Annotated in this window: 12 protein-coding genes; 8 read left to right on the forward strand and 4 right to left on the reverse strand. The window is 73.7% G+C overall.

All coding sequences use genetic code 11. The annotated features are described in order from the left end of the window. The first annotated feature begins 21 nt into the window (after positions 1–21). The 4 genes from AB0O07_RS04515 to AB0O07_RS04530 all read left to right on the forward strand — a co-directional run bounded on the left by AB0O07_RS04515 (position 22) and on the right by AB0O07_RS04530 (position 4,990). Positions 22–1,044, forward strand: coding sequence for an ABC transporter permease (locus tag AB0O07_RS04515; protein ID WP_365626652.1), 1,023 nt, complete (start codon positions 22–24; stop codon positions 1,042–1,044). Further along, positions 1,041–1,841 (forward strand): ABC transporter permease, encoded by an 801-nt coding sequence (locus tag AB0O07_RS04520; RefSeq protein WP_365626655.1) that lies wholly within the window; start codon positions 1,041–1,043, stop codon positions 1,839–1,841. Before AB0O07_RS04515 ends, AB0O07_RS04520 begins: the two co-directional genes overlap by 4 nt. An 87-nt stretch (positions 1,842–1,928) precedes the next feature. After that, complete coding sequence (locus tag AB0O07_RS04525; RefSeq protein WP_365626657.1) at positions 1,929–2,978, forward strand: membrane dipeptidase; 1,050 nt, start codon at positions 1,929–1,931, stop codon at positions 2,976–2,978. A gap of 131 nt (positions 2,979–3,109) precedes the next feature. After that, positions 3,110–4,990, forward strand: a complete 1,881-nt coding sequence (locus AB0O07_RS04530) for an FAD/NAD(P)-binding protein (protein WP_365626660.1) — start codon at positions 3,110–3,112, stop codon at positions 4,988–4,990. 89 nt (positions 4,991–5,079) lie between these two features. On the opposite strand, the gene AB0O07_RS04535 is transcribed toward AB0O07_RS04530, so the two are convergent. The 3 genes from AB0O07_RS04535 to AB0O07_RS04545 all read right to left on the reverse strand — a co-directional run bounded on the left by AB0O07_RS04535 (position 5,080) and on the right by AB0O07_RS04545 (position 6,981). Beyond that, positions 5,080–6,000 (reverse strand): AEC family transporter, encoded by a 921-nt coding sequence (locus tag AB0O07_RS04535; RefSeq protein WP_365626663.1) that lies wholly within the window; start codon positions 5,998–6,000, stop codon positions 5,080–5,082. Between the two features lie 115 nt (positions 6,001–6,115). Beyond that, on the reverse strand, positions 6,116–6,478 hold the full coding sequence (locus AB0O07_RS04540) for an STAS domain-containing protein (protein ID WP_365626666.1): 363 nt from the start codon (positions 6,476–6,478) through the stop codon (positions 6,116–6,118). An 83-nt stretch (positions 6,479–6,561) separates the two neighbouring features. Continuing rightward, positions 6,562–6,981 (reverse strand): ATP-binding protein, encoded by a 420-nt coding sequence (locus AB0O07_RS04545; RefSeq protein ID WP_365626668.1) that lies wholly within the window; start codon positions 6,979–6,981, stop codon positions 6,562–6,564. Between the two features lie 325 nt (positions 6,982–7,306). Between AB0O07_RS04545 and AB0O07_RS04550 the strand changes: the two genes are divergently transcribed. The 4 genes from AB0O07_RS04550 to AB0O07_RS04565 all read left to right on the forward strand — a co-directional run bounded on the left by AB0O07_RS04550 (position 7,307) and on the right by AB0O07_RS04565 (position 11,481). Continuing rightward, on the forward strand, positions 7,307–8,470 hold the full coding sequence (locus tag AB0O07_RS04550) for a fused response regulator/phosphatase (protein WP_365627997.1): 1,164 nt from the start codon (positions 7,307–7,309) through the stop codon (positions 8,468–8,470). Then, positions 8,467–10,407 (forward strand): CHASE3 domain-containing protein, encoded by a 1,941-nt coding sequence (locus tag AB0O07_RS04555; protein ID WP_365626671.1) that lies wholly within the window; start codon positions 8,467–8,469, stop codon positions 10,405–10,407. Before AB0O07_RS04550 ends, AB0O07_RS04555 begins: the two co-directional genes overlap by 4 nt. Further along, positions 10,404–10,880 (forward strand): response regulator, encoded by a 477-nt coding sequence (locus AB0O07_RS04560; protein ID WP_365626674.1) that lies wholly within the window; start codon positions 10,404–10,406, stop codon positions 10,878–10,880. The genes AB0O07_RS04555 and AB0O07_RS04560 overlap by 4 nt, the downstream gene beginning before the upstream one ends. A 133-nt stretch (positions 10,881–11,013) precedes the next feature. Further along, positions 11,014–11,481 (forward strand): ATP-binding protein, encoded by a 468-nt coding sequence (locus AB0O07_RS04565; protein WP_365626677.1) that lies wholly within the window; start codon positions 11,014–11,016, stop codon positions 11,479–11,481. Between the two features lie 100 nt (positions 11,482–11,581). On the opposite strand, the gene AB0O07_RS04570 is transcribed toward AB0O07_RS04565, so the two are convergent. After that, positions 11,582–12,799 carry a PP2C family protein-serine/threonine phosphatase gene (locus AB0O07_RS04570; protein WP_365626680.1) on the reverse strand — a complete coding sequence of 406 codons (1,218 nt, stop codon included), beginning with the start codon at positions 12,797–12,799 and terminating at the stop codon, positions 11,582–11,584. Positions 12,800–12,812 lie beyond the last annotated feature (13 nt).

The following is a 12,812-nucleotide window of genomic DNA, read 5'->3' on the forward strand; positions in this document are numbered from 1 at the left end:
GACTCCCCGGCGGACTCCCCGATGGATGCCGCGACGGCCTCCGCGACGGCTTCGACGGCGGCTTCCGCGACGGCCTCCAAGGCGGCCTCCACGACGACCCCTGCGACGGCCTCCACGCCCGACCCCGGCACCCCCGGCGCCCCCGCCACCCCGGCCGCGCCCCCGCCCCGCGCCACCCCCGCGCGGCTCGCCCTCGCCCTGCTCCTGCCCGGCCTGCTGGCGCTGCTGCTGACGTACGCGCTGCCCCTGGTCTGGGTGGTGCGCATGTCGTTCAACGAGTCGATGGACGGCGGGCTGATCCGGCAGACCTTCTCCCTCGCCACCTTCGGCGAGGTGCTGACCAGCCCGCACTACTGGAACGTCATCGGACAGACCGTCGAACTCGGGCTCCTCGTCACCCTGTTCACCCTCCTCGTCTCCTATCCGGTGGCGCTCTTCCTCTCCCGTACCACCAGCAGGCTCCGCAGCCTGCTCATCGCGCTCGCCATCGCGCCGCTGCTGATCTCCTCCGTGGCCCGCACCTTCGGCTGGATGGCGATCCTCGGCACCCAGGGCGTCGTCAACAAGACGCTCACCGCCATTGGCGCGATCGACACCCCGCTCCACCTCGCCAACAACCTCACCGGCGTGGTCATCGCCTCGACGGAGATCTACATGCCGTTCGCCATCCTCGCGATGATCAGCGGATTCGGCCGGCTCGACCCGGCCCTGGAGCACGCCGCCGCCTCCCTGGGCGCCCCGCGCCGCACCGTCTTCCGGCGCGTCGTGCTGCCGCTCACCCTGCCCGGGGTGCTCACCGCCGCGCTGCTCGTCTTCGTCCTCAGCCTCAGCGGCTATGTCACGCCCCGGCTGATCGGCGGCGGCCGGGTCTTCGTGCTGGCCACCGAGATCTACGACGAGGCCATCACCAGCCTCGACTGGCCGGTCGCCGCCGTCCTGTCGATGGTGCTGCTCGCCCTGTTCGGCGTGGTCATCGCGGTCTACCTGGCGGCCCAACGGGCCCTCGAAGCCCGCTTCACCGGGCCGAAGGAGGAGCGCCCGTGAACCCGCGCCCGCTCTCCCGCGCCCTCTGGGCCGTCCTGCTGACCCTCCTCTACCTCTTCCTCCTCGCGCCCATCCTCATCGTGCTCGTGGAGTCCTTCGACACCTCCACCTATCTGCGCTTCCCGCCCGAGGGCTTCGGCCTCGGCGCCTACCGGCAGGTCTTCACCAACGACGCCTTCCGCGAGGGCTTCCAGGTCAGCGCCGTCACCGCCGCGGTGACCGCGCTGCTCGCCGTCGCCACCGGCGTACCGGCGGCGCTCGCGCTCACCCGGCTCCGCTTCCGGGGGCGGGCCGCCGTCGAGGCGGTCTTCCTCTCGCCGCTGCTCGTACCGCACATCGTGCTCGGCCTCGCGCTGCTGCTGATCCTCGCGCCGATCCCGCTCACCGACACCTACCCGGGGCTGATCCTGGCCCACCTCGGGGTGACCATCCCCTACGTCGTACGGACCGTCGCAGCCGCCCTGGTCTCCGCCGACCCGCGTGCCGAAGAGGCGGCCCGGACCCTCGGCGCCAACGGGCTCGTCACCTTCTGGCGGATCACCCTGCCGGCCATCAGGTCCGGGGTCTTCTCCGGCGCGGTCATCGCGTTCCTGCTCTCCTTCGACGAGACGGTCATCTCGCTCTTCGTCTCCGGGCAGAACACCGTCCCGCTGCCGGTCGCCGTACTCCAGTACGTCGAGTACCGCAGCGACCCGTCCGTCGCCTCCCTCTCCGTCCTCCTCGTCCTGCTCTCCGTCGTCGTGGTCGTCCTCGTCGAGCGCGGCATCGGGCTGCGCCGCACCCTCCGCTCCGGCTGAACGCCCCACGGAACCCGCGTACATACGGCCGCCCCCCTCGCTTCCCGCCCTCCCCGCCACCTCCCACCCGCCGCAAGGAGATCCACCGTGACCACCGTGCCCGCCACCCAGGCGCACCCCGTCGACCCCACCGCGCTCCACCGCGAGAGCGTCGTCTTCAACGCGCTCGACTGCACCCCGCTGCCCTGGGCCGACGAGACCTACCTCGGCAAGCTCGCCGCCTCCGGGGTCACGGCGATCAACCACGCGGTCTCCATCTCCCAGGGGTACGACGCCGCGGCGGCGGCCATCGTCGGGTGGCGGCACCGGCTCGCGGAGACCGGCGGCCGGGTCTTCCAGGCGTACGGTCTCGACGATGTCGCCCGCGCCCAGGCCGAGGGCAGCGTGGCGTGGTTCGCCGGCTTCGAGGACAGCAAGCCGGTGGGGGAGGACCTGTGGCGGCTGGAGACCCTCCACCAGCTCGGCCTTCGCTTCATGGGCCTGACGTACCAGAACCGCAACTACGCGGGCGACGGCAGCGGCGAGACCGCCAACGGCGGGCTGAGCCGCTTCGGCCGCGCCCTGGTCCGGGAGTCCAACCGGCTCGGCGTCGCCCTCGACCTGTCGCACACCGGCGAGCGCTCCACCCTGGAGACCATCGAGCTCTCCGGGAAGCCCGTCCTCGTCACCCACGCGGGCCTCACCCGCTTCGTCGACAGCCCCCGCAACAAGAGCGACCTCGTCGCCCGTGAACTCGCCGCGCGCGGCGGGGTCTTCGGCCTCGCCGCCAAGTCCGGCTTCCTCACCCCCGACGGACTGACCCGCCGCCCGGGGCCCGAGGTCTTCGCCGACAACATCGACTATCTGGTCGAGCTGATCGGCATCGACCATGTCATCGTCGGCACGGACGTCGGCGACGAGCGCAAGTACTCCCGCGAGGGCATGGCCCGGGTGCGCAGGCTCTACCCGGAGATCCCCATCGTCGGCGAGGACCTCGACCTCGACCGGATCCACCCCGAGGGCATGGGCACCCCCGCCGACCTGCCCGTCATCACCCGTCTGCTGGCCGAGCGCGGCTACACCGCCGAGGACATCACCAAGGTGCTCGGCGGCAACATGCACCGCGTCCTGACGGAGATCTGGGACACCGAGGCGTGAGCGACCGGGGCGTGGGTGCCCGAGGCGGGGGTGCCCGAGGCGTGAGCGACCAGGACGGGGGTGCACGAGGCGCGGGTCACCCCGGCGCGAGCGACCAGGACGCGGGTCACGGAGGCGCGGGTCACCCCGGCGTGAGCCGGCGAGGCGAGCGCTCCCGGCCGCCGCGTATCGCCGTCATCGGGGCCGGGCCGCGCGGCACCGCCGTACTGGAGCGCCTCACCGCCAACCTCGGCCCCGGCGGCCCCTGGGCGGGGACCCCGGCCGAGGTGCATGTCGTGGACGAGCATCCGCCGGGCGCCGGACGGATCTGGCACCCGGGCCAGTCCGGGCAGCTCCTCATGAACACGCTCACCGGGCACGCCACCGCCTTCCCCGACGACACCGTACGGATGGCCGGACCCGCGACCACCGGGCCCTCCCTGGCGGAGTGGGCGAGCACCCACGAACCGGGCGTCGAACCCTGGGAGTTCCCGCCCCGCGCGCTGATGGGCCGCTATCTCGCCTGGGCCCACGAGCGGATCGTCCGAGGTGCCCCGGACGGGGTCGGGATCGTCCCGCACGCCCGCCGCGCCGTCGCGCTGGACGAGGCCCCCGGCGGGCGGCTGCTGCTCCGGCTCGACGACGGGACGAGCCTGCCGGTCGACGCCGCCGTCCTCGCCACCGGCCACACCGACCAGCGCCCCTCGGACGAGGTACGGGAACTGACCGCCGCCGCGGCGGAGCACGGGCTGCGGTATCTGCCGCCGGGCCATCCCCACGAGGCCCCGCTCGACCTGCTGGAGCCGGGCGAGCCGGTGCTCGTACGCGGGCTCGCGCTCAACTTCTTCGACCAGCTCACCCTGGTCACCCTCGGACGCGGCGGAGCGTACGGGACGACGGGCCCCGGCGGCGCCCTCCGCTACCGCCCCTCCGGCCGGGAGCCGCACCTGATCGCGGGGTCGGGCCGGGGCCTGCCGTACCTCGCCCGCGCCGAGACCCCGGGCCGGATGCCCCCGGGACACCCCCTGAGCGTCTTCGACGGCGCGGCGGTCGCCCGGCTCACCGCCCGCCCGCCGGGCACGGTCGGCTTCCTCGCCGAGGTGTGGCCGCTGATCGCCCGCGAGGCGGGCACGGCCTGGTACCGGAGCCTGCTCGCCGTGCGGCCCTCGGCGGTCCGTACGGACGCGGAGACGTTCCTCCGACGGTACGCGGCGACCCGCCCCGGCTCCGATGCCGAGGCGGACATGGTCGCGGACGCGGTACGGGAGGAGGCCGACCGCTTCGACGCGCTCGCCCTCGACACCCCGCTCGCCGGCCGGAGCTTCCCCGGCCGCGCGGCCTTCGGGGCCTGGGCGAGGGGGTGGATGCGCGCCGACCTGGCGGCGGCCCGGGACCCCGGACGCTCCCCGCTCAAGGCCGCGGCGGCGGCCGTCGCCGCGGTGAAGGGGCAGGTACGGCGGGTTGTCGCGGCCGGGGTGCTCACCGGGGCCTCCCACCGCGAACTGGTCTGGTTCCGGTCGTACGGCGCCCATGTCGCCAGCGGCCCGCCCGCGCGCCGGATCGCCGAACTGATCGCGCTGAGCGAGGCGGGCGTCGTCGAGTTCCTCGGCGCACGCCCCGCCGTCGCGGTCGACGCGGAGACGGGCCGCTTCACCGCGTACTCCCCGACCACCGGCTCCCCGCCCGCCACCGCCCGTACCCTGCTCGACGCCTGGCTCCCCGGCCAGGATCTGGCCCGTACCGCCGACCCGCTGCTCACCGGGCTCGTCACGGCAGGGCTGGCCCGCCCGCATCTGGCCGGCCTCGGGGACGAAGCGACGGCCACCGGCGCGCTCGACATCGACCCCGCCGACCTGCGGGTACGCGACGCGGCGGGCCGGCCCCACCCGCACCTCTTCGCCTTCGGCATCCCGGTCGAGGGCGTGGAGTGGAACACGGCGATCGGCGCGCGGGCGCGCGGCAACGCCGCGATGTTCCGCCAGGCCGACACCATCGCCCGCGCGGCGCTCACCACGACGCTCGGCCCGGCGTAGGGCCCGGGGCACGGCGCGAGGACGGGGCTCGGCTCGCCCCGGGGCGCGGACGGCGCTCGGCTCGGCCCGGGACGCGGCCGGGCCGGGGCTCACCCCAACAACGCCGCGATCGTCACCAGCACCGGCACCGACAGCACCGTGGAGAGCAGGATCGACTCCCGGGCCAGCCGCTCGGCGACCTGGTAGCGGGAGGCGTACGTGAAGAGGTTCTGCGCGGCGGGGAGCGCCGACGTCACCACCACGTCGAGCAGCGCGGCGCCGTGCAGCCCGAACACCCCGGCCCCCAGCGCCCACGCGGCCGCCGGCATCCCCACCGACTTCACCCCGGCGGAGAAGAGCACGGCCAGCCGGTCCGGGCCGCGCCCCGGCAGCACGCTGCCCCGCAGCGAGATCCCGAAGGCGAGCAGCACGGCGGGGACCGACATGTTGCCGATCAGCACCAGCGGATCGAGCACCGGCCCCGGGATCCGTATCCCGACGGCCGCCACCAGGACCCCGCAGAGCGAACTGGCGCCGACCGGATTCCGCAGCGGCGTGGTCACCTGCCGCCAGAGCGGCAGCCGCTCGCCGGGGCGGGAGAGATCGAGGACGGTCAGCGCGATCGGGGTCATCACGAGCTGCTGGAAGAGGAGCACGGGCGCCACGAGCGAGGCGTCCCCCAGCACATAGACGGCGATCGGGATACCGAGATTGCCCGCGTTCACATAGCTGGAGCAGAGCGCGCCGATCGTGGTGCGCCCGATGTCCCAGCGGCGGACCAGGGCCAGCGCGACGAAGGCCCCGGCCGCCGCCGCCGTACTGACCGCGGTGATCAGGAGCCGGCTGGAGAGGACGACCGAGAGATCGGCGCGCGCGAGGGTGGTGAAGAGCAGGGCGGGCGTGGCCACATGGAAGGCCAGCTTCGTCAGCACCTCACGGCCGTTGTCGCCGAGGTATCTGCGCACCCCTATCAGATAGCCGACACCGATGACCACCGCGATGACGGCGAAGCCGGTCAGTACACCTTGCACGGCATGTCCCCGTCAGATATGAGGGCGGACAGCGGCGGAGAGGTATATCGATGGCTCATGCACCCAACCCTCCCGAGGAATATCGCCCCAGGTCAACGTGGGCTGGCTCACTGGTTCACAGTGTGGGACGGCGCCCGTCCCACTGCTCCGCCGTCCCGGTCACCCGCAGCAGCCGCTCCAGCGCCGGCGGGCGCTCCGTCAGCGCCACCCCGACCCCGTCCGACGCGGCGAGCCGACGGATCATCAGCAGCGCCGAGAGCCCCATCGAGTCGCAGAGCGTGAGCCCGCCGCAGTGCACCTCCAGCCGGGTCACGCCGCGATGGACGCGGAGCGTCCGCCGTAAGGTGTCGATCACCTCGTACGACGTCTCGTAGTCCATCACGCCGTCGAGCCGGACCTCCACGGTGTCCTCGGCGGGCCGGGTGACGAGCACGGTCAGCGGCTCACCCGGCAGCGGCTCGCCCTGTGTCGCGGTCATACGGGTACCTGCCCGGTCATTCGGAAGCTCGGAGGGCCCGGAGGCCCGGAGGCTCGGGGGCTCAAGTTGCTCGGGGGCTCCGCTCAGTGCCGTACCAGAGCCTGGATCAGTTTGCCGCCGTCGCCCAGCAGCGTCACCGTCACCTCGGAGAGCCGGTGCACCAGAGGCCAGCCGTAGCCGCCCGGCAGCCACTCCTCGCGCCGCCGCTCCGGTACGGGCGCGGGCAGCGCGGGGCTCGCGTCCCGTACCGCGATCTCCACCACCCCGGCCCCCGCCGATACCCGGAACCCCGTCACCCCGCCCGCGTGCCGTACGGCGTTGGTGACCAGCTCCGACACGACCAGCAGCACATCGACCGTCGTCTGCTCGGGCACCCCGGGGGCGTGCCGGGCGAGGAAGGAGCGCACCAGCGCGCGGGCCTCGGCCGTACCCGCCGGGAGCGCGTCCAGCCGGAACCGCGCCCCCGGAACCACGCCGTCCGCCCCGTCGTCGAGCTTGTTCATCCCCGCACCCCCCGTACGCGGCTCGCTTGCTGTGCTGTTCTGCCTCCTGCCCGGCGGAGAGCATCGCATGTTTCCCCTCCCCGTCAATCCGGTATGCGCCAACCGGCCCGCCGGTTTGCCGCCGACCCCGCCGGGGGAGCGTTTCCGGGCCACGCGCGGAACGGCACCACGGATGTCGCATATGCTTCCTGCCGGGACGGAACCGGGGGACCGGCGCCGCCGGGTGAGGGGGTGGAGTGTGGTCGAGTTGCCCGTGGGCCTCCCGACGCGTCCGGTGCGGGACCGGCACACCGTGGACGACTCCCACTGGGCCGTCGACGCGGTCATGCTGCTGGTCGAGGACGACGCGGGGGACGCGCTGCTCGTCGAGGAGATGCTCGCCGACAGCGACCTGGACGCGCCCCTCACGTGGTGTCAGACGCTCACCGAGGGCCAGCGGTTTCTCGCGGAGCGCGCCGCGCCCGGCGTCCCCGGCGGGCCGGTGTGCGTCCTGCTCGACCTCCACCTCCCCGACGTCCACGGCGTCGACGCCGTCACCCGCATCCTGCGCACCGCCCCGGACGCCGCCATCGTCGTCCTCACCGGCATGGCCGAGGGCGGGACCGGGCTCTCCGCGGTGGCCACCGGCGCCCAGGACTACCTGGTCAAGGGGCGTATCGATCCGGAGGCGCTGAGCCGTGCCGTCCGCTACGCCCTCCAGCGCAAGCAGGTCGAACAGGCCACCGCCGCGCTGCGGGCCAACGAACTGATGGCCCAGGAGAACGCCCGGCTCGAACGCGGCCTGCTGCCCGTACCGCTGCTGCGCGGCGACGACTTCCAGGCCCTGGCCCGGTACGAACCGGGCCGGGCCCACGGTCTGCTCAGCGGTGACTTCTACGACGTCGTCCAGACCGGGGACGGCACCGTGCACGCCGTCATAGGCGACGTCTCGGGCCACGGCGCCGCGGAGGCCGCCCTCGGGGTCTGCCTCCGGGTCGCCTGGCGCGCCGCCGTGCTCTGCGGGACACCGCCGCTGGAGCGGGTGCGGCTGCTGGAGGAGATCCTGGTCGCGGAACGCTCCGACCAGCATGTCTTCGCCACGGTCACCTCCCTGGTCTTTCCGCCGGGGGGCCGCGAGTTCGGCGTCGTACGGGCCGGCCACCCCGGACTGCTGGTACGCGACGGCGCCGCCGTCCGCTGGGAGGAACCCCCGGTCGGGATGGCCCTCGGGCTGCTGCCGGGCGCCGGCCGCTGGACCGGGGCGACGGTCCCGCTGCCGCCCGGCGGCCATGCCGTCGTCTTCACCGACGGCCTCTTCGAGGGCCGTACCGGACCGGCCGCCCGGCTCGGCGAGGAGGGACTGCTCCGCCTCGCGCGCGGCCACGGCGGCCTCCCGGCGCGGGCCTTCGTGGACGCGCTGGTCGACGGCGCCACCGAGGGCGCCGCCCCCTACGGCGGCCTCGCCGACGACGTCGCCGTCCTCCACCTGGGCTGGTCCACCCCCCGATGACCACCCACCACACCCCCCCGATCACCCCCGACCCGACGGGCGTCCCCGGCCCGACGGGCGCTTCCGAGTCGACGGGCGCTTCCGGCCCGGCGGGTGCCCCCGACCCTACGGGCACCTCCGACCCCATCGGTGTCCCCGAGTCCACGGGCACCCCCCCGACTCCGGGCGGCGCGTGGGCCGGTGGCGGGTCCGGTTCCGGTGCCGGGGCTCGCTCCCCGCGGCGGCGTGCGCGTCTTGCCGGGGTGCTGCGGGCCGCGCGCGGGGGGCTCACCGTTCAGGGGTGGATCCGGCTCATCCTCGGCGCCCTGGTCCTGGTCGTCTGCGGCTGTGCCGTTCTCGCCACGGTCCTCCAGATGCGTACCAACGACCGCACCAACGAACTCGTCGACCGGATACAGCCCGCCCGCTCCACCGCCTTCCAGCTCCAGCGGGCCCTGCTCGACCAGGAGACCGGCGTACGCGGCTTCGCGCTCACCGCCGACGAGTCCTTCCTCGCCCCCTACGACCAGGGACGCACCGACGAACGGCGGTTCACCGCGCGGATGCGCGAGATCGTCGGCTCCGACCCGGATGCCGCCGCCGACCTCACCCGGCTCTCCGAGGCCGCCGTGAAGTGGCGGCGCGAGGAGGCCGAGCCGCTGATCGCCTCCGTACGAGCCCGCGGCGCCGTCGCCGCCTCCGGCGAGCTGCTCACCGGGAGCAAGAGCGCCTTCGACGAACTGCGCCGCCTCTGCGAGCTCCAGCAGGGCCATCTCGCCGACGCCAGGGACGACGCGCGCGCAGAGCTCAACGACGCCCGCGAACTGCGCGACACCGTCTTCCTGGTCATCCTCGCGATCTTCGTGGCGGCGGTCGTCGGCTTCTCCCTCGTCCTGCACCGGATGGTCGGCCGCCCCCTCAGCGTCCTCCAGGCCGCGACCGACGGCGTGCGCGCCGGGGCGTTCGACCGGCGCATCGAGATCCGGGGCCCCTCCGACGTACGGGCCGTCGGCGCCGCCGTGGAGGACATGCGCCGCCGCCTCGCCGACGAACTCGACGCCACCCGGCACCGCGAGGAGCTGCTCGCGGAGCAGACCGAGGAGCTGCGCCGCTCCAACTCGGAGCTGGAGCAGTTCGCGTATGTCGCCTCCCACGACCTCCAGGAGCCACTGCGCAAGGTCGCCTCGTTCTGCCAGCTCCTGGAGAAGCGGTACGGCGACCAGCTCGACGACCGGGGCAAGCAGTACATCGACTTCGCCGTGGACGGCGCCAAGCGGATGCAGGTCCTCATCAACGACCTGCTCACCTTCTCCCGGGTGGGCCGGGTCCACGACGCCTGGCAGACCGTCGACCTCGACCAGACTCTCGACCGCGCCCTCGGGAACCTGGCCCTCGCCATCGAGGAGTCCGAGGTGACGGTCGTACGGGAGGCCCCGCTGCCCCCGGTGACCGGTGACCCGACCGCCTTCGCGATGCTGCTCCAGAACCTGGTCGGCAACGCGGTGAAGTTCCGCCGCCCCGACGGGCCGTGCCGGATCGTGGTCGGCTGCGCCCCCGAGGGCGCGGAGGGCGAGGAGTGGCACATCACCGTCACCGACAACGGCATCGGTGTCGCCCCCGAGTTCGCCGAGAAGGTCTTCGTCATCTTCCAGCGGCTGCACGCCAGGAACGAGTACGAGGGCACCGGCATCGGCCTCGCGCTCTGCCGCAAGATCGTGGAGTTCCACGGCGGCCGGATCTGGCTGGAACCCCTGCCCGAAGGCGGCACCCGCATCCACTTCACCCTGCCGGCCCAGCCGCGCGAGGGCGCCGGGAGGCCCGCACCGCACCGGAGCACCGCGCCGGACTCGCCGCCGGCCGCACCGGACGGCGCACCGGACGGCGCGGCGGACCCGTACCCCCGGCACCCCCGGCAGACGCCGGACCCCTCGCACACCTCCCCTGGAGCGCCCCTGTGAACCCCCAGCACCAGCGTGCCGAGCCCATCGAGGTCCTGCTCGTCGAGGACGACGCGGGCGACGAGCTGATGACCCGCGAAGCGTTCGAGGACAACAAGATCCGCAACACGCTGCATGTCGTACGGGACGGCGAGGAGGCCCTGGACTTCCTCTACCGGCGCGGCGCCCACTCCGGCGCCCCCCGCCCCGATCTGATCCTGCTCGACCTGAATCTGCCGAAGTACGACGGCCGCCAGGTCCTCCAGCAGATCAAGACGGACCCCGAGCTCGCCCTCATCCCCGTCGTCGTGCTCACCACCTCGTCGGCGGAGGAGGACATCCTGCGCAGCTACAAACTCCACGCGAACGCCTATGTCACCAAACCGGTCGACCTCGATCAGTTCATCGCGGCCGTCCGGCAGATCGACGAGTTCTTCGTCACCGTGGTCCGGCTGCCGGGGCGGATGCCCGGGCGGCTGCCCGGACACGGATGATCCTTTGTCCCTTTCCGGACACCGAGTGACACCCTTCACGCAACCGGCGTGCATACCGGCGGCGTATAAGGGCATAAGGGGATCCGAGAAGGGGGTCCCCCGATCGCCCTCACCGGTGCGCGGGCAGGAGCTTATGAACGAACAGACCATTGTGGGAACGGCCCTCGGTGCCATGACCGACTCCGTACAGCCGCTGCGGCGGGCCGGCGAGTTCAGCGGCGAGCCCGGCTGCATCGCCGAGGCCCGGCTGCTGGCCGAGCGGTTTCTCCAGCAGCTGGAGGCCGAGTGGTTCGCCGCCCTCGGCGACCGCACCACCGGCGATCTGCTGCTCGTCGTCAGCGAACTGGTCACCAACGCCGAACGGCACAGCCACGGACCGTACGTGCTGGAGCTGGAGGGCACGGACCAGCAGGTGATCGTGACGGTGTACGACAGCAGTACGACCCTCCCGCGCCGCTACCCGCGCGACCCGGCCCGGCTCGGCGGCCACGGCCTGGAGATCGTCCACGCGCTCACGGACCGGCTGATCGCCGAACGCGTCCCGGTCGGCAAGCGGGTCCAGGCCGTCATCAACCTGACAGCCCGCGGCCTCCCGGCCTGAACCCACCCACCGGTACGCCGGTACGCGCCCCCCGGCTCCCGGGTCTCCCCGGCTCCCGGGTCTCCCCGGCCCCGGACTGTCCCGTACGCCCCGAGCGACCTCAGGGCCTCCCCTCCGGAACGGGTCCCTCCGCTCCCGGTCGCCGGCGCGGCCCCGGCGCGTCCTCGCGGCCGAACCAGTCCAGGCAGAGCACCAGCGCGTCGTCCGTCGACTCGGACTCCCGGTAGGCCGTCAGCTCCCGCAGGACCGCACGGGGCACCATCGCGGCGGGCAGCAGGCTCGTCGCGGCGATCGCCCGCGCCAGCGCCCGCTCCCCGTACGCCTCGCCCTGCGGCGAGACCGCCGCGTACACCCCGTCGCTCACGAAGAGCAGCCGGTCGCCCGGCTCCACCCGGAACGACTGGGCCACGTAGTCGGACTCCTCGAACATGCCCAGCGGGAGCTGCGCGTCCAGATCGATCCGCTCCACCGTCTTCCCGCGCTGCCGCCACAGCTCGGGCGAGCCCGCGTCCACCGCCTCGACCCGCCCGGTGGCCAGCTCGAACCGGAGCAGCAGCGTGGAGACGTACGCGGCGCCACGGTGCTGCTCGTACAGCGCCTGGTCGGCCAGGGCGGCCTGGTCGGCGATGCCGATGCCGGCCCGGCGCGCGTTGCGCAGCGCGTTGACGGCGAGGTTGGTGAGGAGCGAGGCCTGGATGCCCTCGCCCATCCCGTTGGTCACCGCGAGGGTCAGCTCGGTGGCGTCCGAGGCCCAGTCGAAGTTGTCCCCGTGGATCGCGTAGGCGGGTTCGAGCTGGGCGCCGATCGCGTACTCCCGGGCCGTGCAGGCGCGGGCCGGCAGCAGCTCCCACTGCATCTCGGCGGCGAGGGTCAGCCGGTTCGCCCGGCGGGCCCGCTGGTAGAGGTCCGTGTCCCGCTCGGCCACCAGGATCTCGTGGCCCAGGAGATCGGCGACCTGGGTCAGATCGTCCAGCGTCCCCAGGGCCCGCTGGGGGGAGAGGTCGTCCGGCAGCCGGACGGTGAGGATGCCGAGCCGTTCACCGCGGACGGTGACCGGCAGATGGTGGTCGACCGCGTCCCGGTGCCGGACCTCCTGCTCGCGCGGCTCCTGGCTGCCGAACGCCCGGCCCTCCGGGGTGTTGTGCAGCGACAGGTCCTCGGCGGGCGGGGCCGTGGGGTCGTCCACCGCGCGCAGCACCGTGAGCGCGTAGTCCGCGAGATAGAGCCTGACCCGGGTGGCGCCGTACGCCGCGCCGAGCGCGTCGCGCAACGTGCCCACCAGGTCGTGCGGCGCCGCCGCGCGGACCGCTCTTTCCACATCCGCGAGTAGA

The sequence above is a fragment of the Streptomyces sp. NPDC093085 genome (assembly GCF_040683935.1).
In the GTDB taxonomy this organism is placed as follows: domain Bacteria; phylum Actinomycetota; class Actinomycetes; order Streptomycetales; family Streptomycetaceae; genus Streptomyces.